Origin of the sequence: Pseudomonas sp. Sample_10 (assembly GCF_004321495.1) — a bacterium.
Classification (GTDB): Bacteria; Pseudomonadota; Gammaproteobacteria; order Pseudomonadales; family Pseudomonadaceae; genus Aquipseudomonas.
Genome location: NZ_RCOE01000187.1, coordinates 26090 through 48557 on the forward strand (window position 1 = coordinate 26090; position 22468 = coordinate 48557).

The 22468-nt window shown below is 58.5% G+C and carries 26 protein-coding genes; 12 read left to right on the forward strand and 14 right to left on the reverse strand.

What is annotated here, in order from left to right:
* Nucleotides 1–89: 89 nt before the first annotated feature.
* The 3 genes from D8U18_RS18535 to D8U18_RS18545 are packed head-to-tail and all read right to left on the reverse strand — an operon-like array spanning nucleotide 90 to nucleotide 2392.
* Nucleotides 90–647: a peptidylprolyl isomerase gene (locus tag D8U18_RS18535; protein ID WP_056853101.1), complete on the reverse strand. Its 558-nt coding sequence runs from the start codon at nucleotides 645–647 to the stop codon at nucleotides 90–92.
* 3 nt (nucleotides 648–650) lie between these two features.
* A complete protein-coding gene (locus D8U18_RS18540; RefSeq protein ID WP_056853100.1) occupies nucleotides 651–1454 on the reverse strand; it encodes an alpha/beta hydrolase in 804 nt (267 codons plus the stop codon).
* 14 nt (nucleotides 1455–1468) lie between these two features.
* Nucleotides 1469–2392, reverse strand: a complete 924-nt coding sequence (locus tag D8U18_RS18545) for a LysR family transcriptional regulator (RefSeq protein ID WP_056853099.1) — start codon at nucleotides 2390–2392, stop codon at nucleotides 1469–1471.
* Between the two features lie 50 nt (nucleotides 2393–2442).
* Between D8U18_RS18545 and D8U18_RS18550 the strand changes: the two genes are divergently transcribed.
* From D8U18_RS18550 to D8U18_RS18565, 4 genes are all read left to right on the forward strand, one after another.
* Nucleotides 2443–2772 carry a 3-phosphoglycerate kinase gene (locus tag D8U18_RS18550; RefSeq protein WP_130904797.1) on the forward strand — a complete coding sequence of 110 codons (330 nt, stop codon included), beginning with the start codon at nucleotides 2443–2445 and terminating at the stop codon, nucleotides 2770–2772.
* Nucleotides 2773–2922: 150 nt separating this feature from the next.
* Nucleotides 2923–3522, forward strand: a complete 600-nt coding sequence (locus tag D8U18_RS18555; protein ID WP_056853097.1) for an FMN-dependent NADH-azoreductase — start codon at nucleotides 2923–2925, stop codon at nucleotides 3520–3522.
* A gap of 263 nt (nucleotides 3523–3785) precedes the next feature.
* Nucleotides 3786–4664 carry a carboxylate/amino acid/amine transporter gene (locus tag D8U18_RS18560; protein ID WP_056853096.1) on the forward strand — a complete coding sequence of 293 codons (879 nt, stop codon included), beginning with the start codon at nucleotides 3786–3788 and terminating at the stop codon, nucleotides 4662–4664.
* Complete coding sequence (locus D8U18_RS18565; protein WP_131108149.1) at nucleotides 4661–5161, forward strand: MepB family protein; 501 nt, start codon at nucleotides 4661–4663, stop codon at nucleotides 5159–5161. The genes D8U18_RS18560 and D8U18_RS18565 overlap by 4 nt, the downstream gene beginning before the upstream one ends.
* A 21-nt stretch (nucleotides 5162–5182) precedes the next feature.
* On the opposite strand, the gene D8U18_RS18570 is transcribed toward D8U18_RS18565, so the two are convergent.
* On the reverse strand, nucleotides 5183–6481 hold the full coding sequence (locus D8U18_RS18570; RefSeq protein ID WP_130904795.1) for a mechanosensitive ion channel family protein: 1299 nt from the start codon (nucleotides 6479–6481) through the stop codon (nucleotides 5183–5185).
* 192 nt (nucleotides 6482–6673) lie between these two features.
* Here D8U18_RS18570 and D8U18_RS18575 point away from each other — a divergent pair, with 192 nt between their 5' ends.
* On the forward strand, nucleotides 6674–8014 hold the full coding sequence (locus D8U18_RS18575; RefSeq protein WP_056853093.1) for a DEAD/DEAH box helicase: 1341 nt from the start codon (nucleotides 6674–6676) through the stop codon (nucleotides 8012–8014).
* A 166-nt stretch (nucleotides 8015–8180) separates the two neighbouring features.
* Here the strand turns inward: D8U18_RS18575 and D8U18_RS18580 are convergent, their stop codons facing one another.
* Both D8U18_RS18580 and D8U18_RS18585 read right to left on the reverse strand, forming a co-directional pair.
* Nucleotides 8181–8456 (reverse strand): hypothetical protein, encoded by a 276-nt coding sequence (locus tag D8U18_RS18580; protein WP_056853092.1) that lies wholly within the window; start codon nucleotides 8454–8456, stop codon nucleotides 8181–8183.
* Nucleotides 8457–8525: 69 nt separating this feature from the next.
* Nucleotides 8526–9257 (reverse strand): thioredoxin family protein, encoded by a 732-nt coding sequence (locus D8U18_RS18585; RefSeq protein ID WP_130904794.1) that lies wholly within the window; start codon nucleotides 9255–9257, stop codon nucleotides 8526–8528.
* A 172-nt stretch (nucleotides 9258–9429) separates the two neighbouring features.
* Here D8U18_RS18585 and D8U18_RS18590 point away from each other — a divergent pair, with 172 nt between their 5' ends.
* Nucleotides 9430–9819, forward strand: a complete 390-nt coding sequence (locus D8U18_RS18590; protein ID WP_056853090.1) for a hypothetical protein — start codon at nucleotides 9430–9432, stop codon at nucleotides 9817–9819.
* Between the two features lie 56 nt (nucleotides 9820–9875).
* On the opposite strand, the gene D8U18_RS18595 is transcribed toward D8U18_RS18590, so the two are convergent.
* From D8U18_RS18595 to D8U18_RS18605, 3 genes are all read right to left on the reverse strand, one after another.
* Nucleotides 9876–10745 carry a DUF6279 family lipoprotein gene (locus D8U18_RS18595; protein ID WP_130908207.1) on the reverse strand — a complete coding sequence of 290 codons (870 nt, stop codon included), beginning with the start codon at nucleotides 10743–10745 and terminating at the stop codon, nucleotides 9876–9878.
* Nucleotides 10746–10822: 77 nt separating this feature from the next.
* On the reverse strand, nucleotides 10823–11545 hold the full coding sequence (locus D8U18_RS18600; protein WP_056853088.1) for a TorF family putative porin: 723 nt from the start codon (nucleotides 11543–11545) through the stop codon (nucleotides 10823–10825).
* A gap of 208 nt (nucleotides 11546–11753) precedes the next feature.
* Nucleotides 11754–11942 carry a hypothetical protein gene (locus D8U18_RS18605; RefSeq protein WP_017337097.1) on the reverse strand — a complete coding sequence of 63 codons (189 nt, stop codon included), beginning with the start codon at nucleotides 11940–11942 and terminating at the stop codon, nucleotides 11754–11756.
* A 348-nt stretch (nucleotides 11943–12290) separates the two neighbouring features.
* Here D8U18_RS18605 and D8U18_RS18610 point away from each other — a divergent pair, with 348 nt between their 5' ends.
* From D8U18_RS18610 to D8U18_RS29235, 4 genes are all read left to right on the forward strand, one after another.
* Nucleotides 12291–13127, forward strand: a complete 837-nt coding sequence (locus tag D8U18_RS18610) for a S1-like domain-containing RNA-binding protein (protein ID WP_056853087.1) — start codon at nucleotides 12291–12293, stop codon at nucleotides 13125–13127.
* A 150-nt stretch (nucleotides 13128–13277) separates the two neighbouring features.
* Nucleotides 13278–14210, forward strand: coding sequence for a DMT family transporter (locus D8U18_RS18615; RefSeq protein WP_130904791.1), 933 nt, complete (start codon nucleotides 13278–13280; stop codon nucleotides 14208–14210).
* Nucleotides 14211–14301: 91 nt separating this feature from the next.
* Complete coding sequence (locus D8U18_RS18620) at nucleotides 14302–15195, forward strand: LysR family transcriptional regulator (RefSeq protein WP_056853085.1); 894 nt, start codon at nucleotides 14302–14304, stop codon at nucleotides 15193–15195.
* A gap of 139 nt (nucleotides 15196–15334) precedes the next feature.
* A complete protein-coding gene (locus D8U18_RS29235; protein WP_007914492.1) occupies nucleotides 15335–15463 on the forward strand; it encodes a PA1414 family protein in 129 nt (42 codons plus the stop codon).
* Nucleotides 15464–15601: 138 nt separating this feature from the next.
* Here the strand turns inward: D8U18_RS29235 and D8U18_RS18625 are convergent, their stop codons facing one another.
* The 5 genes from D8U18_RS18625 to speB all read right to left on the reverse strand — a co-directional run bounded on the left by D8U18_RS18625 (nucleotide 15602) and on the right by speB (nucleotide 20562).
* The gene (locus D8U18_RS18625; RefSeq protein WP_130904805.1) at nucleotides 15602–15853 is read right to left on the reverse strand and encodes an acyl carrier protein; all 252 of its coding nucleotides are present in this window, start codon (nucleotides 15851–15853) and stop codon (nucleotides 15602–15604) included.
* A gap of 194 nt (nucleotides 15854–16047) precedes the next feature.
* Nucleotides 16048–17427, reverse strand: coding sequence for a sodium:solute symporter (locus D8U18_RS18630; protein ID WP_056853083.1), 1380 nt, complete (start codon nucleotides 17425–17427; stop codon nucleotides 16048–16050).
* 189 nt (nucleotides 17428–17616) lie between these two features.
* Complete coding sequence (locus D8U18_RS18640; protein WP_241664338.1) at nucleotides 17617–19128, reverse strand: cytosine permease; 1512 nt, start codon at nucleotides 19126–19128, stop codon at nucleotides 17617–17619.
* A 51-nt stretch (nucleotides 19129–19179) separates the two neighbouring features.
* Nucleotides 19180–19602, reverse strand: a complete 423-nt coding sequence (locus D8U18_RS18645) for a nuclear transport factor 2 family protein (RefSeq protein ID WP_056853081.1) — start codon at nucleotides 19600–19602, stop codon at nucleotides 19180–19182.
* Nucleotides 19603–19611: 9 nt separating this feature from the next.
* Nucleotides 19612–20562, reverse strand: a complete 951-nt coding sequence (speB, locus tag D8U18_RS18650; RefSeq protein ID WP_056853080.1) for an agmatinase — start codon at nucleotides 20560–20562, stop codon at nucleotides 19612–19614.
* Between the two features lie 334 nt (nucleotides 20563–20896).
* Here speB and D8U18_RS18655 point away from each other — a divergent pair, with 334 nt between their 5' ends.
* Both D8U18_RS18655 and D8U18_RS18660 read left to right on the forward strand, forming a co-directional pair.
* The gene (locus D8U18_RS18655) at nucleotides 20897–21790 is read left to right on the forward strand and encodes a LysR family transcriptional regulator (RefSeq protein WP_056853079.1); all 894 of its coding nucleotides are present in this window, start codon (nucleotides 20897–20899) and stop codon (nucleotides 21788–21790) included.
* Between the two features lie 5 nt (nucleotides 21791–21795).
* Nucleotides 21796–22389 carry a DTW domain-containing protein gene (locus D8U18_RS18660; RefSeq protein WP_056853078.1) on the forward strand — a complete coding sequence of 198 codons (594 nt, stop codon included), beginning with the start codon at nucleotides 21796–21798 and terminating at the stop codon, nucleotides 22387–22389.
* The last annotated feature ends 79 nt before the right edge of the window (nucleotides 22390–22468 follow it).

The window sequence follows — 22468 nt, forward strand, 5'->3', positions numbered from 1 at the left end:
TGTTTACCCGTTAACGGGCTCTCCTTTGAACGGATTGAGCGTTGCCGACAGAGCCGGCAACCGCTCGGACATCCTTGTCCAGCTTGGTTTCAGTCGATGCGCTTGGCCGACTTGATGAACACCGGATCTGCCGGTACGTCTTTCATGCCGCTGCGAACGGTGGTAGGCGAGTTGACGATGATGTCGACCACATCCATGCCTTTGACGACTTTGCCGAACACCGCGTAGCCGTCGCCCTGGTCGAGGAAGTCGTTGTCCTTGACGTTGATGAAGAACTGGCTGGTGGCAGAGTCCGGCACCGAGGTACGGGCCATGGACAAGGTGCCACGCACGTTGACCAGGCCGTTGTTGTGCTCGTTCTTGATCGGCGCCTTGGTTTCTTTTTGTTGCATTTGCTGGGTGAAACCGCCGCCCTGGACCATGAAGCCCGGAATCACACGGTGGAAAATCGTGTTGTTGTAGAAGCCGCTGTCAACGTACTCAAGAAAGTTCTTGGTACTGATCGGAGCCTTGACCGGGTCCAGTTCGATTTCGATCTGGCCGTTGGTGGTTTCCAGCAGAACATGCGGCGCCTTGGCAGGCGTTGCGGCCATAAGGTTGGCGGCAAACAGAACGGAACCAGCGGCGAGGACGATTTTTTTCAGCATGGGTCAGAGATCCTGATTGGTGGTGTCGACTGCGGTGAGAAATTCGAGCAGTGTCTGGTTGAAGCGTTCGGGTTGATCCATCGGAGTGGCATGACGCGAATCGGCGATCACTGCCAGCCGCGCATCAGGCAACAGTTTTACGTAGTTTTCCTTCAACGCGACCGGAGTGTAGTCACGGTCGGCGCTGATGATGAGGGTTGGACAGGACACCTTCGACAAGCGTTCCTGAACACCCCAACCGACAATGGCATCGAAGCTGGCGAGATAAGCATGTTTGTCGTTTTTTGCCCAGCGCTCAGCCATCTTTTGTCGTAAATCTGCCTGCTCGGGTTTGGGGAACAGCTTGCCGCCCAAGGCCTTGCCGATGGTGCGCAGACTGAGCACGCGCATCAGGCTCCAGCGTTTGAACCATTGCCAATAGTCGTCACGGCTGCGTAATTTGACCTCCGGCGCGCTGTTGACGATGCACAGGCTTTTAAGCAGTTGTGGCTGATCGACCCCGAGTTGAAAGCCGATCATGCCCCCCATGGAAAGTCCGACATAATGTGTCGGACCCAGCTTCAGATGCTCCATCAGCGCGATCAGGTCGGCGCTGAAGCCGGCAATGCTGTAACGCTCGCGGGGTTTGTCGGAGCGACCGTGGCCGCGTACATCCGGGACGATCACCCGATAGCGTGCAGCCAGCGCGGGTATCTGTTTTTCCCAGTCCAGCGTGCTGGAACCCAGCCCGTGGACCAGCAGCAACGGCGTGCCGTGACCATATTCCTCATAGTGCAGGTTGCATCCTTCATGTTCGAAATAGGCCATGCATACACTCCGTGTCAGGCTTGTTCGGGGGCGGCGAACGGTGCGTCTAGTGGTGCAGTGTCGAAGGTGCGCAGCAATTCGACGAGAATCTGTGTGGCTGGCCCGAGGGGTTTGTCTTTGTTCGAATACAGATAGAAGCTCGGGTTACGGCTGCCGCCCTGATCCAAAGGTAGCAGCTTGAGCGTGCCTTCCTTGAGTTCTCGTTCGATCATGTGCCTGGGCAACCAGGCGAACCCCAGGCCGCTGCCGACGAATGTCGCGGCGGTGGCCAGGCTGCCGACCGTCCAGCGCTGTTCGGCGCCGAGCCAGCCGACGTCCCGTGGTTGCTGGCGACCGGAGTCCCGGATGACCACTTGCATGTGGCTTTCCAGATCCTGGAAGCTCAGTTCGCGGTTAAGGCGATGCAGGGAATGTTCCGGGTGGGCGACCGCGACGAATTCGACGTCGCTTAATTCCGCACCCAGGTAGCCCGGAATGCTGAACCCGGTGATCGCCAGGTCGGCGACGCCTTCGAGCAGGACTTCCTCCACACCTGATAGCACCTCTTCGCGCAATCGCACCCGGCAACCTCGGCTTTGCGGCATGAAGGCGGTCAACGCGCGGACGAGGCGAGCGCTCGGATAGGCGGCGTCGACCACCAGGCGCACTTCGGCTTCCCAGCCTTGCTCCATATGGTGAGCCAGGTCTTCGAGCTGACTGGCCTGTTTCACCAGTTGCCGGGACCGTCGCAACAGCACGCCGCCGGCTTCGGTCAGCACTGCTTTGCGCCCGTCGATGCGCAGCAATGGCACGCCAAGCTGATCCTGCATCCGCGCTACGGTGTAGCTGACGGAGGATTGCGAGCGATGCAGCGCTTCGGCGGCCTGGGCGAAACCACCGTGGTCGACCACGGCTTGAAGTGTTCGCCATTGATCAAGGGTCACGCGGGGCGCTTTCATGATGTGCTCCTCTTGTCCTAAGCTGGGCAGTTCTTATTGGAGACTGCTCAATGAAAAAAATGTGTTGTCTGGTATCAGGTTGCGTACTGCTGGGCCTGTTGCCGCTGACTGCGTCTGCTTACCCGATCGATGTGAAAAAAGACCTCAATGGCCTGAAGATCGATTACGAAACCTTCGACACCGATAGCGATATCGGCTCCATTCGGGTGGCCAACTATGGCGATGTCGATGCCAGCTGCAAGGCGGTTTTCAGCAACGGCCCGGAAGCTCCACGCACCCGAAAGATCGATGTACCGGCTGGCAAACACAAAAACGTCACCGCCAAGTTCAGCCGCAACATCATCAAACTGCGCATCGAGCTGAGCTGCACCCCGAAATGACACCGAACGGAGCAAACCTGACGGGCATGCTCCGCTTATAAACGAATTTATTGATGGGTTATAGCAATTATTTGCGCTTTTTCATCGATATGACTCTGTTTAACCTTCACTCCATCGACTTACAGCATTCTCAGATGGAGCCTACATCCCATGTCCCGCGTTCTGATCATCGAAAGCAGTGCCCGTCAGCAAGACTCGGTTTCCCGTCAACTGACCCAGACGTTCATCAAACAATGGCAAGCCGCTCATCCGCAGGATCAGATCACGGTTCGTGACCTTGCCGTCAACCCGGTACCGCATCTGGACATCAACCTGCTGGGTGGCTGGATGAAGCCCGCTGAACAACGCAGCGACATCGAACAGGTTTCGCTGGAGCGGTCTAACCAGCTGACAGACGAATTGCTGGCCGCAGACGTACTGGTGATGGCCGCGCCGATGTACAACTTTGCAATTCCCAGCACCCTCAAAGCCTGGCTGGACCATGTGCTGCGCGCCGGCGTCACCTTCAAATACACAGAAACCGGGCCTCAAGGTCTGCTCAGCGGCAAGCGCGCTTATGTGCTGACGGCGCGCGGCGGTATCTATGCCGGCAGCACGGCGGATCACCAGGAACCGTACCTGCGTCAGGTCATGGGCTTCATCGGTATCCACGATGTGACATTCATCCATGCCGAAGGCATGAACCTGGGTGGCGACTTCCAGGAGAAAGGCCTGAACCAGGCCAATGCCAAGCTATCGCAAGTGGCCTGACCTGTTAATCGCCAGATAATCGCTCGATGGTCTAGTGACCTGGCGCAACCCTTCAAGCCTGTACGCGCATCGAACCTCCCTTTGCACTTATTGCTCCTGAGTGCCGTAGCCCGATTGAACGCTTTAGCGAGATCGGGCTTTTTTTTGCCCACGATTTGATGGGGTGGCATAAAAGCCCGCTTCCACAGGTTTTTGTATTGTTTGACTGGTCGCGATCATTGGCAAAACCCGCTATCGTCGCCGCCATTCGAAACGAGGCGAGCATGGGCTATCTACTTTTTGTCACGCTGATCCAGGCGTTTTCCTTCAGTTTGATCGGTGAGTACCTGGCCGGTCATGTCGACAGTTACTTCGCGGTGCTCGTGCGCGTGCTGCTGGCGGGGCTGGTGTTCATTCCGTTGACGCGCTGGCGTTCGGTGGAACCGGCGTTCATGCGCGGCATGCTGCTGATCGGCGCGTTGCAGTTTGGTGTGACCTACGTCTGCCTGTATCTGAGCTTTCGCGTGCTGACGGTGCCGGAAGTGTTGCTGTTCACCATCCTCACGCCCTTGCACGTGACCCTGATCGAAGATGCCCTGAACCGTCGCTTCAATCCCTGGGCCTTGATCGCGGCACTGGTGGCGGTCGCGGGCGCCGCGGTGATTCGCTTCGACCGGATCAATCCCGACTTCTTCATGGGGTTCCTGCTGCTGCAGCTGGCCAACTTCACCTATGCCGCCGGGCAGGTGCTCTATAAGCATCTGGTCGCACGACACCCGAGTGATCTGCCGCATTATCGGCGCTTCGGCTACTTCTACCTCGGGGCACTGGCCGTGGCGTTGCCGGCGTTCCTGCTGTTCGGCAAACAGAATTTCCTACCCGAAGCACCGTTGCAATGGGCTGTGTTGTTGTTCCTCGGCCTGGTCTCGACCGCATTGGGGCTGTACTGGTGGAACAAGGGCGCTTGCCTGGTCAATGGCGGGACGCTGGCAGTGATGAACAACCTGCATGTGCCGGTGGGGTTGCTGATCAATCTGCTGATCTGGAATCAGCATGAGCAGTTGGGGCGGTTGTTGCTCGGTGGCTCTGTGATTTTGATGGCGGTCTGGATCAGCCGGTTGGGCGTCAGGCGAGAAGTGTTGCCGTTGCGGAGTCGGACATGAAGGGCTTGATCGCCGCCATTGAGCAGATCTACAAGCGCGCAGGTTTGGCGTTGACGGATGAAGCGCGGCGCGAGGAGGAAAGTGCCGAGTATGGCGCCTTCCGTTTCGGCCTCGATGGCCAGGTGATCGTCTTCCGGGTGGCGAAAACCACGCCGACCAAGATTGGCCAGTTCGTCACGTTGTGGAAACGGCCAACGCCGACCAGCGAGATTGCACCACTCGATCGCGACGATGGCGTCGCCTTTGTGGTGGTGAGCGTTGGCGATGAAACCCATAACGGGCAGTTTGTGTTTGACCGGGAGATATTGGCTGCCAAAGGTGTCATGTCGATTGCCGGCGAAGGCGGTAAGCGAGCGATTCGCGTGTATCCGCCGTGGTCCCGGCCCGTCGCCCGGCAAGCTATCAAGACGCAGCAGTGGCAGCTGAAGTATTTCCTCGCTATTGACCCAAGCGGGAATGCCGACCCCGTTGATGTGCGGCGACTCTTCAAAACCTAGCCACTTGACCTGTTGAACCCCTTACATACGGTTTTTTTCCGGCTCGGGAATGTGGCTTGAACCCAGCAGGGCCGGCAACAACCCGGCCCGCAAGTCGCCGCCACTGGGCTGCTGATAAAGGCTCAAGCCAAACTCCGGCAGCACCGCCAGCAAGTAGTCGAAGATATCCCCCTGGATCCGCTCGTAATCGGCCCACGCCGTGGTTCGGGTAAAGCAATAGATTTCCAGCGGAATGCCCTGTGCCGTGGTCTGCATCTGCCGGACCATGCAGGTCATGTTCGGCTGGATCTGCGCGTGGCTTTTCAGATAGGCCAGTGCATAGGCGCGGAACGTGCCGATGTTGGTCATGCGTCGGCGGTTGGCCGACATGGCGGCGAGGTTGCCTTGGGCTTCATTCCACGCTTTGAGTTCGGCCTGCTTGCGGGACATGTAGTCGGTCAGCAGATGCACCTGCGCCAGTTTCTGCTCTTCTTCATCACGCAAAAAACGCACACCGCTGGCGTCGATGAACAGACTGCGCTTGATCCGGCGGCCGCCAGAAGCCTGCATGCCGCGCCAGTTCTTGAACGATTCGGACATCAGGCGCCAGGTCGGGATCGAGACGATGGTCTTGTCGAAGTTCTGCACCTTGACCGTATGCAGCGTAATGTCCACTACATCGCCATCGGCGCCGACCTGTGGCATCTCGATCCAGTCGCCCACCCGCAGCATGTCATTGCTGGTGAGCTGCACACTGGCGACGAATGACAGCAGCGTGTCCTTGTAGACCAACAGGATCACCGCCGACATGGCACCCAAGCCTGACAGCAGCAACAGCGGTGAGCGATCGATCAGCGTAGCGACGATGATGATCGCGCCAAATACGTACAAGACCATTTTCGTCAGTTGCACATAACCCTTGATCGAGCGGGTGCGGGCGTGTTCGGTGCGGGCGTAGATGTCCAGCAAGGCATTGAGCAGCGCGCTGATCGCCAGGATCAGGAACAGCACGGTGAATGCCAGCGCCACATTGCCGAGGAAAATCATCGCGGTTTTACTCAGTTCCGGCACCAGGTGCAGGCCGAACTGGATCACCAGCGATGGCGTCATCTGCGCCAGGCGTTGAAACACCTTGTTGTGACGAAAGTCGTTGATCCAGTGCAACGCAGGCTGGCGGCCAAGCATTCGGCTGGCATGCAGGATCAGGTAGCGCGCCACTCGTCCGAGCAGCAGCGCTATGACCAGCAGCATTGCCAGTGCCAGGCCGGCATGCACGACGGGATGTTGATCGAGTGCACCCCAAAGGTCTTGGGCGTTGAGCCAGAGCTGTTTGATATCCATGGGTAAAAACGATTCTTCTGTGAGACGCGACGGGCGATTAGAGCATTTAAGACGCTTTGGATTACCTTCGGAGACAAATCAGGCAACAAAAAAGCCACTGTTTACTGTCGTTTGCATAAAGAAACTCGGCCTCGGCGCTCGAAACCGTTACCCTATGCAGCTGATTTTTTGTATTTCTTCGAGGTAGCACCCGTGTTTTCCCAATTCGCCCTGCACGAACGCCTGCTCAAAGCCGTGGCCGAGCTGAAATTTGTCGAGCCAACGCCTGTGCAAGCAGCGGCCATTCCGCTGGCGCTCCAAGGGCGTGACCTGCGGGTGACAGCGCAAACCGGTAGCGGCAAGACCGCTGCGTTCGTTTTGCCGATCCTCAACCGCCTGATCGGGCCGGCCAAGATCCGCGTCAGCATCAAGACCCTGATCCTGCTGCCAACCCGTGAACTGGCCCAGCAGACCCTGAAAGAAGTTGAACGCTTCTCGCAGTTCACTTTCATCAAATCCGGCCTGATCACCGGCGGTGAAGACTTCAAGGTCCAGGCCGCCATGCTGCGCAAGGTGCCGGACATCCTGATCGGTACGCCCGGGCGGATGATCGAGCAATTGAACGCCGGTAACCTCGACTTGAAAGAAGTTGAAGTGCTGGTGCTCGACGAAGCCGATCGCATGCTCGATATGGGCTTCGCCGATGACGTGCAGCGTCTGGTCGATGAGTGCACCAACCGTCAGCAGACCATGCTGTTCTCCGCTACCACGGGTGGCTCCGGTCTGCGCGAGATGATCGCCAAGGTCCTGAACAATCCTGAGCACCTGCAGCTCAACGCGGTCAGCCAGCTGAACGAAACCACCCGTCAGCAAATCATCACCGCTGACCACAACCAGCACAAAGAACAGATCGTCAACTGGTTGCTCGCCAACGAGACCTACCAGAAGGCCATCGTGTTCACCAATACCCGGGCGATGGCCGACCGTATCTATGGTCGTCTGGTGGCTCAGGAATACAAAGCGTTCGTGCTGCACGGCGAGAAAGACCAGAAAGATCGCAAACTGGCGATCGACCGGCTGAAGCAGGGTGGGGTGAAAATCCTCGTGGCGACCGACGTCGCCGCTCGCGGTCTCGACGTGGACGGCCTGGATCTGGTGATCAACTTCGATATGCCGCGCAGCGGCGACGAATATGTACACCGCATCGGTCGTACCGGCCGCGCTGGCAACGATGGCCTGGCCATCTCGCTGATCTGCCACGGCGACTGGAACCTGATGTCGAGCATCGAGCGCTACCTCAAGCAGAGCTTCGAGCGCCGCACCATCAAGGAAGTCAAAGGCACCTACGGCGGACCGAAAAAGGTCAAGGCTTCGGGCAAGGCCGTCGGCGTGAAGAAGAAAAAGACCGACGCCAAGGGCGACAAGAAGAAAACCGCCGCCAAGACCCCGACCAAACGCAAGAGCGTCAATCGCCCGAAAAGCGATTCGCTGGTGAGCAAGGACGGTATGGCCCCGCTGAAACGTCGCAAGCCGGAAGCACCGGCGGCTGAATAAAGCGCCGTAGCGTTCTGGAAAAAACCCGGACAAAGTCCTGATTCTCTTCACCTAAGGACGAACATTGTACTTGTGGCGAGGGAGTTAGCTCCCTCGCCACAGGTTGCTGACGTTCTCTTACGTGAACAGCATCAAGGGCAAAGCCCGGGTTTTTTTATGTCTGTTTTCAGCTGTCGGCCTTCTTCTCTGCCGTTCCCAGCTCTTTCAAACGCTGATCGATCAACTGGCACTTGTCCGGCAGGTCTTTCGCAGCCGTTCCCAGGTCCATTTTTTGCAACTCATCGTTGATTTCCTTGGCCTTGGCCGGGTTCTGTTCGGTGAGCCTGGTGACTTCCTTGGCCAGTTGTTCGCGTTTGGCCGTGGCCTCTTCGGGCGTACAGGCCCAGGCAGGCAGTGCGCAAGCGAGGGTGGCGGCGAGGGTGAGCTTGAGCAGGTTTTTCATGTGTCAGGCCTCAGTTCCGGTTAAGGCGGGTTAACCGGTTGAGGCCTCAAGCATGGAAAAAGTTCAGATTCACCCATGGCAGCAACTTGCCGGGGCATTATCGTCATATTTATCGTGATGCTTCACCCACTCCATGATCTCCTCTTCATTTCGCCCCTTGGGCGTCAAATCCAGGTAGTTGTAGGCACCCACCAGCATGTCCAGGCCTCGGGCATAGGTTGAGTAGGTGTGAAAAATTTCGCCATCCTCGTTGCGATAAAACACGCTGAGGCCCGGAAGTTCTTCCTCGGAGCCGTCAGTTTTTTCGTAGTTGTAGGTGGCCTTGCCGGCGGCGACATCTTCAGCTCTGGCCGAGACGCCAAAGTCGTAATTGAAATCGCAGCCCTCTGACGAGACCCAGTCAAACTTCCACCCCATGCGTCGCTTGAATGCCTGGAATTCGGCGAAAGGTGCGTGGGAAACCGCCACCACTGCAACGTCATGGTGGGCCAGGTGCTGATTGGCGCCATCGATGTGGTCGGAAAGAAACGAACACCCGGGGCAACCTTCGTCCCAGCCCTCGGCGAACATGAAATGGTAAATGATCAACTGACTGCGGCCGCCAAACAGGTCGGCGAGCTTCAATTCGCCGTTCGGACCTTGAAAGTGGTAGTCCTTGTCGATTTTCACCCAAGGCAAGGCGCGGCGTTCGGCGCTGAGTTTATCCCGTTCCTTGGTGAAGGCTTTTTCGTGGGCCAGGTGTTGCTTGCGGGCGGCGAGCCATTCTTCCCGCGACACGACGGGATGGTTCTGAACGTTCATTGTTTTTTCTCCTGCGTGGGGCTGGGAGTGACTTACACAGCCTAGTCGTTTGGCATGCCTGGAATTCGACATGCCGCCGGTCGGTCGGGCTGAAAAATCCAGGGTGAACGGCCCCCCGGCCTGCCGGTCACACACTATGAAGCCCCCACTCACGGGCACCGGAGGTTGCAGGATGACGACTTATAACTGGGATTTGATCGAGCGCTTGCTGCACGAGGTGCAGCGCGGCGAAGCCAGCTTTACCCCACGGCCCTATGCCGAGCAATACGCAGCAGAAAAGGCGTCGGAGGGTGAACAGACAGAGAACCTTGACCATCTGAAAGCGGTGGCGGGCGAATATGAAAAGCTCCTGCTGGAGCGGGGCTACATCGAACCTCGGCCTGAGGAACAGGGCGGCACCGGTGCCAACTACATTCTGACGCCCCGGGGCTCGAGTTTATTGAGCCTGATCGACAGCAGCATTCCGGGCAATGAGCATCCTCGGCAAGTGCTCGATGAACAGGAAGATGCGCTGGATGAGCTGACGTTTGATGAGGTCGCGTCGAAAGCGCAGATCGCCTGAATCACTAGTTTGCAGTCTGCGGCACACGGCATCCGCAGGCTGCGATCTTTTGATCTTCAACCCTGCTTTGCCGCTTTCAGGCACTTCAGATCACTGAAGTCTTTCTTCACGCCTTCAATCTTTGTCAGCAGCCGTTGACGTTGTTCCGGCGTGCTTTCTGCCATCAGGTCGACAAACAGCGAACGCGCTTGCGCTTCGGTTTTGGCAAAGGCCTGCCGATAAGCCGGTGTCCACAGGCGTTCTCGGTCGACCAGAAGCGTCTCGATTCGCTGTGGGAATTCTGGGCTCTGACGTTGGGCTACCGCTGCGCTGAATTGCTTTTGCCAGTGAGCACGGTTGGCAATCCACTCCGTATTCTGGTCGCCCAAGGCATTCGACCACGCCGCTACTCGTTGCCGCTGGGCCTGACTGAGTGGTCCGAGCCAGTCATTCAGGCGCTTTTCCATGCGTTCGCCGCGATCCTTGATCTGCTGATCAAGGGAGGGGTTTAGGTATTTCTCCTGACGTTTGCGCTGGTCTTTGGCGAACGCCTCGTTCATCTCTGCCACCTGTTTGTCATCCAGCCCCCGCAGCAACTGGACCGCTGACGGAGTGATTTCCCGCGCGGTTTCGGCGATCGCCTGCTTGGCTTCGGTGGCGCGGTCCTGCAGTGCGGCATCGGTGACCTGATTGCTGGCGACCATGTTTTGCAAGCGGTCCAGCCAGTCAAGGTAGCCGGGCATTTGCGTGGAGCAGTGCCAACTCAAATGTTCCTTGAGGCGCTCGTTAAACCAGCCTTTCTGCTCGCCGTTCATGTCCAGGTAATCGCTGAGCGTCCAGGGAATGATCACATCGAGGTTGCGATAGGCCAGGCCCATGCGACTGCACGCGCCCAGGGTCAGGCTGCAAATGAGTGCACAGGCGATGTATTTTAACCAGCGAGACATGGGCGAATCCTTGCGAAGGCCTGGCTTCGGAATCTGATTCTCATGTGAACGCAAGAGGAGGCCGGCAGTTCAGCCGATCAATAGAAGCTGCGTTCGGCCTTGAGTGTGACAAGTCCGTCACACTGGTTGTTGTGCCCGGAATAGGCTGAACAAGTGCTGCCACTGAGGCTGGAATCACTGTAGATCAGGTCAAGGTCGATTCCCATGAAGGGGCGGGACAACTTCACCGACCAATCAGTGAAACTGCCTACGTAACCACCGTCCACAGCCACCGGAGTATTCAACTGGTGGGTGGTGTATTTCATACTGATCCCGATGCCGAAGGGCTCATTGCCGCTGAGATTGGCGAACAGGGTGCTGTTCTGTTTGTCCGGGTCGTTGCTCAACGCAACGCCGAAACGGCTGCCCAGCAAGGTCAAGCCTGCGAACAGTTCCTGACTGTCGAGGGTTTCCACTTCGGGATAGCTGTAATGAATGATGCCCACTTCGTAACCGAGCGTTTGGTCGAAGGGCTGTTTAAAGCCTGCGTAGGAATCGATTTCGAGATTTTTCCCGGGACTGATTCCCATGCTGGGTGACCATTGGCCGAAGTAGAAACCGCTGTCATGGGTCAGGTCCAGGCCACCATGGAATGAACCGACGGCGGAAGGTTTGACCAGACCCTGGGCCATGCTGCGAGCTGGGTTGGTACCGAGTTTCAGGTCGAAATCGCCCAGCTCGCGCTGAAAAACCTGACCTTGGGCAACGGAGCACGCCAGTAGACCGCCGAGTAGTAAGCAAAGGCAGGAGAGTTTTTGCATGCGTCACTCCATGAACAGCGAGTGCAGGCGGTTTGGCCTGCTGAAACGCTTGATCTAGACGCGTGCAAGGATACCGGCGAATGACAGGCATCGAGGGCCGTTCGTCGATTTTTACGAGATTGGTGATGTTGGGGGGGAGGCTATTGCAGAGTTCCAGTCCAGACGCTTCGAAGCTCAAAGCGCCCAGGGACCAGGTGAGGCGTGGTTTTTACTTTTTGCCCAGCGTGATCTGCTTGGACGGGCCGAACGTCTGGCCGCTTACGCCTTTGGCAATTTGCTGGATTTCACCGCCGGATTTGAGGAATGCAGCGATCTGGTTATTGATCGATTCGCTGGTTTCGACGGCTGGAGCTGGCTTTGCTTTGCTGTTGGATGCTTTTACGCGCATGGCGGCCATTAACCTGTAGAAAATTAACTTGGCCAGGCATCGTACAGGAAATGCCTGCAATTTGCTTGGCAAATATCCCCTGAAGCATTCGATGTACAGGAAAAATAAACGGCGGTTAATTGTTGGAGTTTTTTCCTAAGTCGCTGTTTTAAATAAAAACAGCTCTCGAAAAAGGCGTTTTATGCGCTGCTTGGGGCGCCATGAAAGTGGACAGATCGATCAGACGAGCGGCCAGCGGTCGTGGCCGAACCCAGAAAAATTGCGGCCTTCAGAGGTTTTTCTCCCACCACCGGACCGCCCACCGAACGCGGCCCGCAAAACCGGGTAGAATGCCGCCACGTAATGAGGGTATTGGACATGGCTTTAGTCGGGCGTTACAACAGTTTGCAAGTGGTTAAACACACTAACTTCGGTTTATATCTGGACGGTGGTGCGGACGGCGAAATTCTTTTGCCGAATCGTTATATTCCAAAAGATGTTCCAAGCGAAGATGAAGACTGGCTCAACGTATTTGTATATTTGGACAGCGATGACAAACTCATCGCAACAACTGAAAAGCCGAAAGTTCAAGTCGGTGAATTCGCCAGTTTGAAAGTTGTTGAAGTCAACAGCATTGGGGTGTTCCTGGATTGGGGCTTGCCCAAGGATCTGTTGCTGCCGTACTCGGAAGAAAAGCGTCAGATGTCAGCGGGTGAATACGCCGTGGTGCACGTCTATCTCGACAAACACACTCGCCGCATCACCGCGACGGCGCGTCTGGACCGCTACCTGGACAAAACTCCGGCCAACTACACGCCCGGCCAGGAAGTTGATCTGCTGGTTGCCGAAGCCACGGACATGGGCTTCAAGGCAATCATCAACAACAAGCACTGGGGCCTGATCCACAAGAACGAAATCTTCAAGTTCATGCGCGCCGGCAAAGAAGAGAAGGGCTTCATCAAGGAAGTTCGTGCCGATGGCAAGATCAGTCTGAGCCTGCAACCGGTTGGCCAGGAAGCGGCGAGCAGCCTGAACTCGAAGATCCTCGCCAAGTTGCGTGAGAACAACGGCACTTTGCCAGTCAGCGACAAAAGCGACCCAACCGTTATCAGCAGCATGTTCGGTGTCAGCAAAGGCAACTTCAAGAAGGCCATTGGTGCGTTGTACAAGAACGGCCAGATCGTCATTCATGCCGATCGTATTGAGCTGAGCTGATTGCTGCTTGTAGTCAACACTTCAGGGTGTTGCCTGCGAGGTCACCCTACAGCCTGAAATCCGCCCCGGCACCGCTTGGCCAACAAGCAGGCCGGGGCTTTGCTTTAACTGTCGAGCCACCGCCATGTTTTGTGATGTCGAGGTTTCAAGGTGAGCGCCACCCGGCGCAGCGCCGATGGATTTGCCCTGCAGGTGATGCTGGGGTTGTGCCTGGTCTGGGGTGTTCAGCAGGTGATGATCAAGTGGGCGGCACCCGACATCGCGCCGGTCATGCAGGCGGCAGGGCGGTCGGGCATGTCTGCATTGCTCGTAGGATTGTTGATCTGCTGGAAGGGCGGTTGGGACCAGGTCGGCTCCACGTGGCGAGGCGGGCTGTTGGCCGGTGCCTTGTTTGGCCTGGAGTTTTTCTTCATCTCAGAAGGCCTGCAACTGACCACTGCAGCGCACATGTCGGTGTTTCTTTATACCGCGCCGATCTTCACGGCGTTGGGCGTGCATTGGTTATTGCCCAGTGAGCGTTTACGGCCGGTGCAATGGCTGGGGATTATTCTGGCATTCATCGGGATCGGCATCGCGTTTGCCGGTGGGGTTTCGTGGGATAACCTCGATCGCCGCATGCTGCTCGGTGACGCGCTGGGCGTAATGGCGGGTGCGGCCTGGGGCGCGACGACAGTAGTGGTGAGGGCTTCGCGGCTGTCTGAGGCGCCCGTGACACTGACGTTGTTCTATCAATTGGTAGTCGGTTTTGTCGGCCTGCTGTTGATCGCGCTGCTCAGCGGTCAAATCACCCATGTCAGCCTGACCACCGTGGCGGTCACCAGCGTGCTGTTCCAAGGTGTGGTGGTGTCGTTCTTCAGCTATCTGATCTGGTTCTGGCTGTTGCGCCGTTATCTGGCGGCAAACCTGGCGGTGTTTTCGTTCATGACGCCGCTGTTCGGTGTCACGTTCGGCGTGTTGCTCTTGGGCGAAGAGCTGAGCCTGAACTTCGTGATTGGCGCGGTCCTGGTGTTGTTGGGCATCACCTTCGTCAGCGCTGAGCAGTGGGTTCGCCGCCGATTGCGCAGGGCGCTGGGTCAAAGCTGAGCGAGAAGACAGGCAACCGTCAGGTCGGGATTGATTGACTTTCTTCATAGATGAACAATAGTGGCTGACTTGTTCATTTTTGGAGAAAGGTGTGGAATTCAGTCAGTTGCGGATCTTCCAGGCGGTGGCGGAGGAAGCCTCCATCACCCGTGCCGCCGAACGCCTGCACCGGGTGCCATCCAACCTGTCGACACGGCTCAAGCAACTCGAAGAACAACTCGGCGTTGAATTGTTCGTACGCGAGCGTCAGCGGCTGCAGTTGTCGCCTGCGGGAAAAGTCCTGCTGGACTACACCGCCAGGTTGTTCGCCTTGCACGACGAAGCCCATGCAGCGGTGCAGGGCGGTCAACCGGCCGGCGACTTCGTTCTCGGCACCATGTACAGCACTGCTGCGATTCATCTGCCGGCGTTGCTGGCCCGCTATCACCGGCGCTACCCGGCGGTGAACCTGCAAGTGCAGTCCGGACCCAGCGGTGAGCTGCTGGAAGGTTTGCTCACCGGCCGCCTCGATGCGGCACTTGTGGATGGGCCGCCAGAGTTGGCAGTGATCGACGGCGTGCTGTTGTGTGAGGAACGACTGGTGCTGATCAGCGAAGCCGACCACCCGCCGGTGCGTAGCGCGCGTGACGTGGAAGGGCGTTCGGTATTCACCTTTCGCCAAGGGTGCTCTTATCGGATGCGCCTGGAGTCCTGGTTCTCTCACGATCACGCGGCCATGGGCCGGGCGATGGAAATCGAGTCCTACCCGGGGATGCTCGCGTGCGTGATTGCCGGCTCCGGCGTGGCATTGATGTCGGAGTCGATGCTGGCCAGCCTGCCGGGGCGTGAAAGCGTAGCGGTGCACCCGCTCCCCGAGCCTTTTGCCAGCGCAACCACATGGCTGATGTGGCGCAAGGGCATGGTGGGGGCCAACCTGAATGCGTGGATCGAGGAACAGCAAGCGGTCTATCCGTCGGCACAAAGCCAGGCCCGGGCGATTGCATGATTTAATGGCGCTCGATTGTGATCCATTCAGTAACAGATCATTGCCACTTTGGGCGAGCATTGCTCAGGACTTCGGACTATTATCAGTGCGAAGGGGCTACAGAATTTTGGCCGCTCGGCACTACCCTGAAGGGGGCATCATGAAAGAGAAAATCCAAAATTGGCTGCACGACCTGGGTGTCGCACTCGGTCTGATCGAACCGCCTCTGCAACCTGTGCCCATCCGTACGGACGACGAACAGCGCCGACGCCAGCAGCGCCGCCGGTAGTCCTGCAGGAGCGAGCACGCTCGCAGTGGACGTTGACAATGCTGTCGGCTGCCTGAAAGTACGTGGCGCTTGGAGTTTTTTGCGAGCAGTTTCGCTGCTACAGGTGCGCGTACAAGGCATAGGGCGGTGATCAGGCTGTCAATGCCGCCCGATCTCAATTAAAAACCGACTCAGGTCATTTGCCGTTCTGGCGGTCTTGAGCATCGTGTCTTCTTCGGCGGTAAAAGCCGTCAAACCGAATTCATCTTCCAGATGGAAGATCAAATCTTCGATATCCGCTTTATCCAATCCCAACTGCGCCAGACTGGCGTTGTCGTCGAAATCATCCCGGCCTTCCAGCAAGCGGCTGATGAATTGATGCACGGCGGCACGCACGGCTGCTTTGTTCATGGGGACACGCCAAATCGATTGTCGTCCCTGCTGGATGGGTTCCTGGTATTGAGTACAGCAGGCTTGCGCCATGCTGGCGTTACCACTCGTCAATCACGTGGCTCTTCATACGACATTTTCTCCAGGTGAAAAAAAACGGGTGAGGCAACCGACGCCACACCCGTCGAAGAAAACATCAATTCGTTGTGTTCAGCTTAGGCAGCGCTGGCCAGTGTCACCGGACGACGGGACAGCAGGCTGACCACGACGAAGCTCACCAGGCCAACAGCCAGGCTGTAGTAGATCGGGGTGTTGGCATCCAGACCGTCCTTGACCATGAACACCAGCGCAGTGACGAAGCCCAGGCCCATGCTGGCGATGGCGCCGGCGGTGGTAGCGCGTTTCCAGAAAATCGCACCGATCAATGGGATCAGCATGCCACCTACCAACAAGTTGTAGGCCAGGGTCAGGGCGCTGATCACGTCGTTCACCACCAGGGCGATCCCGAGTACCACGATACCGGTGAGCATGGTGACCAGGCGGTTGAGGCCCAGGCTCGATTGCTTACCGCCACGCAGTTTCGGCAGCAGGTCTTCGGTCAGGGTGGTGGCAGCGGCGAGCAGGCCGGCGCTGGCGGTGGACATCATGGCCGCGAGTGCTGCAGCGATTACCAGACCGCGGATACCGTCCGGCAGGGACAGTTTCACGATGGCGGCGAAGGCGTTGTTGACGTTGTCCAGATCCGGAATCAGTACGTGTGCAGCCATGCCGATCAAGGCGCAGGCCAGGCCGTAGAGGATGCAGTAGATACCGGCAGCGGTGCCGGCAACCTGAGCGACTTTGGCGGTCTTGACGGTGAACACCCGCTGCCAGATGTCCTGACCGATCAGGATGCCGAAGAAGTAGATCATGAAGTAGGTGATGATGGTGTCCCAACCAATGGTGGTGAAGCTGAAGCTCGCCGCCGGCAGTTTCAACACCAACTCATCCCAACCACCGACGCGGTACAGGCAGATCGGCAACAGGATGAACATCAGGCCAACGGTCTTGATCACGAACTGGACGATGTCGGTCAGGGTCAGCGACCACATGCCGCCGATGGCCGAGTAAACCACTACCACACCACCACCGAGCACTACCGAAATCCAGAACGGCAACCCGAACAGCACTTGCAGTACGGTGCCGATCGCCAGGATCGAGGTCACGCCGATCATCAGGGCATAGGCCAGCATGATCACCGCGCTCGCCGAGCGGGCCATCGGGTTGTAGCGTTTTTCCAGCACCTGGGTAACGGTGTAGATCTTCAGTTTCAGCAGCGGCTTGGCGAGGAACAGGTTCAACGCCACGATCCCGCAACCCAGGGCTGCGCACAGCCAGAAACCGGAGATGCCATGCACGTAGCCCAGACGCACGGTGCCCACGGTGGACGCGCCGCCCAGGACGGTGGCCGCCATGGTGCCCATGTACAGGCTAGGGCCGAGATTGCGACCGGCAACCAAAAAATCTTCGTTGGTCTTGGCCTTGCGCATGCCGTAGTAGCCGAGTATCAGCATCGCGGCGGCGTAGATGAGTACGACGAATAAATCCAAAGCCATGATGGCGTGTCTCCGATTGTCTTTTTTATGTGAGGCTGAAAATCAATTCCTGTGAATGTATTGCTGTAGGAGCGTGGCTTGCCCGCGAATGGGGTGCCGCGGTGAGTCAGCCTGACCGCGTCATCGTTCTTCGCGGGCAAGCGTCGCTCCTACAGGTCATGCGTTGTCCACAGGTTCGTGCGTTTTTTTTCAGGCGACTTGCCGCATCGCCGGTTTAACGAGCGGGTCCGTGCTCTTGCTGCGTGAATCGTTCGGGCCGAACACCGCGTGCGCTTCCGGGAACATCTTGAGCAACATCAGGTACACCACCGAGGCCAGGCCCAGTGTCACCGGCAGGCTGATGTCGATGCCATCGGCCAGGTTGCCCAGCGGACCGACAAACTGCCCCGGCAGGTTGACGAAGCACAGGCCGACGGCCGCGCTCGGGATCCAGGCGCCCATGCCACGCCAGTTCCAGCCGTGGGTGAACCAGTAGCGGCCACCTTTCTCGCCACGGGTGAACACTTGCAGGTCATCCGGGCAGTAGAAGCCGCGACGCACCAGCAGGCCGATGATCATGATCACCATCCACGGGGTGGTGCAGGTGATGATCAGCACGGCGAAGGTCGACACGCTCTGCACCAGGTTCGCCGCGAAGCGACCGATGAAGATGAAGGCAATCGACATCACACCGATCAGCAGCGTGGCCTTGACCCGCGACAACACCCGTGGGAACACGCTGGACATGTCCAGCCCGGTGCCATAAAGCGACGTGGTGCCGGTGGACATGCCGCCGATCACCGCAATCAAACACACCGGCAGGAAGAACCAGGTGGGCGAAACCGCCAACAGCCCGCCGACATAATTGTTGGCCGCAATGTAGTCCGGTGCCTTGATCGCCACGATCGTCGCGGTGGCGAGGCCGAACAGGAACGGAATCAGCGTCGCCAGTTGCGCGGCGATCACCGCGAGCATGATCCGGCCTTTCGGCGTTTCACGCGGGATGTAGCGCGACCAGTCGCCGAGGAACGCACCGAAGGAAATCGGATTGCTCATGGCAACCAGTGCTGCGCCGATGAACGCTGCCCAGAAACCAGCCTGACCCATGGCCACGGTACCGGCGTACTGACTGTCGAACGCCGGGGCGAACGCGAAGATGCCCAGCAGGAACAACAGGCTCGCCGCCCACACCGCGATGCGGTTGACCCACAACATGAAACGGAAACCGTAGATGCACACTGTCAGCACCAGCAGCGCGAACAAACCGTAGGCCAGACCCAGGGTCAGGTCGGTTTCCGGCAGGTCGATCAAGCGTTTCGCGCCGCCCACCAATGCGTCCCCCGAACTCCAGACAGAGAGCGAGAAGAACGCGATAGCGGTCAACAGGGACAGGAAGGAGCCGACGATCCGCCCGTGCACGCCGAAGTGTGCACCGGAAGACACCGCGTTGTTGGTGCCGTTGATCGGACCGAACAGGCCCATCGGCGCCAGGATCAGCGCACCGAGCACGACGCCCAGGACAATCGCCCAGACGCCCGCCTGGAAAGACAGGCCGAACAGAACCGGGAAACTGCCGAGCACGGCGGTGGCAAAGGTGTTGGCGCCGCCGAAGATCAAGCGAAACAGGTCGCTGGGCCGGGCGGTGCGCTCATTGTCCGGAATCTGTTCGACCCCGTTTGTTTCGATGCTAAGGCTTTTTTCTTTGTTGTTGTTATTCATGATCTGCTCCGATCATAAAGGCGCGCTCATCGTGTGTGAGCGTCACCTGTTTGGCTAAGGGGGTGGCAGCCCTTCCGGCATTGCGGACAAATGTTCGTGACAGGCCAGCCATAGGCCTTGTTGTTCTTGGCCAGACGCTTGTTTCTTGAAAACAATCGTCTCGCGCTCCTGGCTGAAGTGTTGCTCCCCTTGCATGCGCAGCTCGGTGGCAACGTCATGAATGAAAATCGCCACGTCACCCTGCAGGCTGACGAAGGCGTTGCTCGACGTGCACGACAGCACCTCGAAGCCATCCTCGGCACGCCAGCTGTCCCACAACGCCTGGTAGGCATCGCGCGACAGCAGCGGCTGGCCGAGGGTGTAGAAAACAAAGCTGGCATCGGCGCTGAACGCACCGAAGTAGGCTTCTCGATCGTTACGGGCGAAGGCGGCGACCAGATCGGCCGCCGCGTTCAAAACCTGATCACGTTCGTTCATGACCGATCCTCAGCGATGGACCACGCCAGGCAGTACGCAGAGCATTTCGTACAGCAGGTTGGCGGCCAGCAGCGAGGTGTTGCCGGTGGTGTCGTAAGCGGGCGAGACTTCTACCAGATCGCAACCGATCAGGTCGAGGCCTTGGCAGCCGCGAACGATCTCGATCGCCTGAATGGTCGTCAGACCGCCGATTTCCGGGGTACCGGTGCCGGGTGCCCAAGCCGGGTCGATGCCGTCGATGTCGAAGCTCAGGTACACCGGACCACCGCCGACTTTCTCGCGGACTTCGGCCATCAATGGCGCCAGGGATTTGTGCCAGCACTCTTCGGCCTGGACCACACGGAAGCCCTGGTTACGGCTCCAGTTGAAGTCGTCAGCGGTGTAGCCCTGGGCGCGCAGACCGATTTGTACAACGCGGTCCGGGTCAATCAGGCCTTCTTCTACGGCGCGGCGGAAGGTGGTGCCGTGGGCGATTTTCTCGCCGAACATGTGATCGTTGACATCGGCGTGGGCGTCGATGTGCACCAGGCCGACCTTGCCGTGCTTTTTATGGATGGCACGCAGGATCGGCAGGGTGATGGTGTGGTCGCCGCCGAGGGTCAGCGGGATCACGTCGTGTTCAAGGATGTTGTCGTAGGACTCTTCGATGATCCGCACGGCATCCAGCAGGTTGAAGGTGTTGATCGCCACGTCGCCGATATCGGCAACCGACAGCGAATCGAACGGTGCAGCACCGGTGGCCATGTTGTACGGGCGGATCATCACCGATTCGGCGCGGATGTCACGTGGTCCGAAGCGGGTACCGGGGCGCAGCGAAGTACCGATGTCCAGCGGCACGCCAACGAAGGCCGCGTCGAGGCCGGCAGCAGTCGGTACATGGGGGAGTCGGAGCATGGTGGCGATGCCGCCGAAGCGCGGCATTTCGTTGCCGCCCAGTGGTTGGTGAAGAATCTTGTCCACGGGTAGGGCCTCATCGTCGTTGTTTTATTTATTGGGTTTCGCCGTTCACGCAAGCACGGGCGAACCTTGTGGCGGCGATTCTGCGAAATGTAGTGGCCGGGAAGAATCGCTACGGGCAAATACTTAGTTCAGATTTTTCTAAACTAATGGCGGGGAGGGAGATAGACTTGAGGCGGTCTACGGAACCCCGTGGCGAGGGAGCTGGCTCCCGCTGGGGGGCGAAGCACCCCCAAACCATTCACCCAAGTCCGGCAGACAAACCACATGAGCAGGTTTACGACTGCTGCGCAGCCGAGCGGGAGCCAGCTCCCTCGCCACAAGAGCAGGAGTGCCCATGGCCAACGCTTTACCCGACCTGAAACTTTTGCGCATCTTCGTCAGCGTCGTGCGTCATCAGGGGTTCGCCAACGCCCAGCAGGAGCTCAATCTATCGACATCGGCTATCAGCACTTACATGAGCCAGCTCGAATCGGCGCTGGGCCTGGTGCTTTGCCATCGCGGCCGTGGCGGGTTCAGCCTGACCAGCAAGGGTGAGTTGTTCCATCAGGAAACCCTGCGCCTGCTGGGCGAGCTGGAAGGTTTCGAGCAGTACGCCGCCGCGCTCAAGGGCGAATTGCGAGGCACGCTCAACCTGGGAGTGATCGACTCCACGGTCAGCGACAAGGCCCTGCCGTTCGCTGAAGCCATTGGCGCCTACAGTCAGGAACACCCGGCGGTGCACTTGCACCTTTCGGTCATGAGCCCTTATGAGTTGCAGCTCGGCGTGCAGGACAACCGTCTTGACCTGGCCATCGGCGCATTCTCCACGCGCATGAGCGGTCTGGTGTACATGCCGTTGTATCGCGAACAGCACTGGCTGTATTGCAGTTCGCGGCATCCGCTGTTCAACGAGCGGCGCATTCCCGAGCAGGTCATTACCCAGCAGCGCATGGTCGGTCGTGGTTACTGGAGCCAGGCGGAACTGGCCCGCCACGGTTTCAAGCACAGCGCCGCGACGGTGGAAAGTATGGAGGCGCAGCTGATTCTGGTGTTGTCCGGCGCCTACATCGGTTACCTGCCGGAGCACTACGCCCAGGCCTGGGCCGACAAGGGTGATTTGCGTGTGCTGCTGCCGGCGACCTTCGGTTATCAGGCACCGTTTTCCATGATCATGCGCCGGGGACGCAGCCGCGAGCCGTTGATCCAGACCTTCCGCGATCTGCTCAAAGCACAACTCAATCAGGCCTGAAGAGCATGTCCAGAATTCAATGTCCGCGTTGTCTGCGCCCGCAAAGTCATTGCTTGTGTCCGCTGATCCCGAGTCTCGACAGCCGCACCCGGGTGCTGTTGTTACAGCATCCGAGTGAAGTGAATCATGCGTTGAACACCGCACGTCTGGCGGCACTCGGGTTGCAGAATGCCGAGTTGATCGTCGGTGAGGTGTTTGCGGATTTGCCGGCGCTGTTGCATCAGCCAGGGTATCGGGCGCGGTTGTTGTTTCCCGGTGAAGATGCACAGCCGCTGCAGACGTATGCCGCGTCTGACGAGCCGTTGTTGCTGGTGGTCCCGGATGGTACCTGGCGTAAGGCACGCAAGATGTTGCATCTCAATCCGTTGCTGGCGGCATTGCCCAGAGTGACGCTGGCCGAGGGTGGCGTGTCGCGCTATCGACTGCGCAAGGCGCCGGGGCCGGGAGCGTTGTCGACGGTGGAAGCGATTGTGCAGGCGCTGGAAACCCTGGAGGCACCGGCCTCGTTTGCGCCTTTGCTGAAACCGTTCGAGGCGTTGATCGAGGGGCAGATTGCGGCGATGGGGGAGGAGGTTTACCAGCGCAATCATGGCGGATGACCCGTTGTGGCGAGGGAGCTAGCTCCCGCTGGAGTGCGAAGCGCGCCCCAAACCAGCGAATTCGATAGACCGGACACAC

Excerpts from the sequence above, each read along its gene's own strand:
- D8U18_RS18555 (WP_056853097.1), top strand. The coding sequence starts at position 2,923 with ATGTCCCGCGTTCTGATCATCGAAAGCAGTGCCCGTCAGCAAGACTCG.
- D8U18_RS18600 (WP_056853088.1), bottom strand. The coding sequence starts at position 11,545 with ATGCAAAAACTCTCCTGCCTTTGCTTACTACTCGGCGGTCTACTGGCG.
- D8U18_RS18540 (WP_056853100.1), bottom strand. The coding sequence starts at position 1,454 with ATGGCCTATTTCGAACATGAAGGATGCAACCTGCACTATGAGGAATAT.
- D8U18_RS18580 (WP_056853092.1), bottom strand. The coding sequence starts at position 8,456 with ATGAAAAACCTGCTCAAGCTCACCCTCGCCGCCACCCTCGCTTGCGCA.
- D8U18_RS18550 (WP_130904797.1), top strand. The coding sequence starts at position 2,443 with ATGAAAAAAATGTGTTGTCTGGTATCAGGTTGCGTACTGCTGGGCCTG.
- D8U18_RS18560 (WP_056853096.1), top strand. The coding sequence starts at position 3,786 with ATGGGCTATCTACTTTTTGTCACGCTGATCCAGGCGTTTTCCTTCAGT.
- D8U18_RS18565 (WP_131108149.1), top strand. The coding sequence starts at position 4,661 with ATGAAGGGCTTGATCGCCGCCATTGAGCAGATCTACAAGCGCGCAGGT.
- D8U18_RS18645 (WP_056853081.1), bottom strand. The coding sequence starts at position 19,602 with ATGAACGAACGTGATCAGGTTTTGAACGCGGCGGCCGATCTGGTCGCC.
- D8U18_RS18585 (WP_130904794.1), bottom strand. The coding sequence starts at position 9,257 with ATGAACGTTCAGAACCATCCCGTCGTGTCGCGGGAAGAATGGCTCGCC.
- D8U18_RS18660 (WP_056853078.1), top strand. The coding sequence starts at position 21,796 with ATGTCCAGAATTCAATGTCCGCGTTGTCTGCGCCCGCAAAGTCATTGC.
- D8U18_RS18630 (WP_056853083.1), bottom strand. The coding sequence starts at position 17,427 with ATGGCTTTGGATTTATTCGTCGTACTCATCTACGCCGCCGCGATGCTG.
- D8U18_RS29235 (WP_007914492.1), top strand. The coding sequence starts at position 15,335 with ATGAAAGAGAAAATCCAAAATTGGCTGCACGACCTGGGTGTCGCACTC.
- D8U18_RS18545 (WP_056853099.1), bottom strand. The coding sequence starts at position 2,392 with ATGAAAGCGCCCCGCGTGACCCTTGATCAATGGCGAACACTTCAAGCC.
- D8U18_RS18535 (WP_056853101.1), bottom strand. The coding sequence starts at position 647 with ATGCTGAAAAAAATCGTCCTCGCCGCTGGTTCCGTTCTGTTTGCCGCC.
- D8U18_RS18655 (WP_056853079.1), top strand. The coding sequence starts at position 20,897 with ATGGCCAACGCTTTACCCGACCTGAAACTTTTGCGCATCTTCGTCAGC.
- D8U18_RS18570 (WP_130904795.1), bottom strand. The coding sequence starts at position 6,481 with ATGGATATCAAACAGCTCTGGCTCAACGCCCAAGACCTTTGGGGTGCA.
- D8U18_RS18610 (WP_056853087.1), top strand. The coding sequence starts at position 12,291 with ATGGCTTTAGTCGGGCGTTACAACAGTTTGCAAGTGGTTAAACACACT.
- D8U18_RS18625 (WP_130904805.1), bottom strand. The coding sequence starts at position 15,853 with ATGAACAAAGCAGCCGTGCGTGCCGCCGTGCATCAATTCATCAGCCGC.
- D8U18_RS18605 (WP_017337097.1), bottom strand. The coding sequence starts at position 11,942 with ATGGCCGCCATGCGCGTAAAAGCATCCAACAGCAAAGCAAAGCCAGCT.
- D8U18_RS18590 (WP_056853090.1), top strand. The coding sequence starts at position 9,430 with ATGACGACTTATAACTGGGATTTGATCGAGCGCTTGCTGCACGAGGTG.
- D8U18_RS18595 (WP_130908207.1), bottom strand. The coding sequence starts at position 10,745 with ATGTCTCGCTGGTTAAAATACATCGCCTGTGCACTCATTTGCAGCCTG.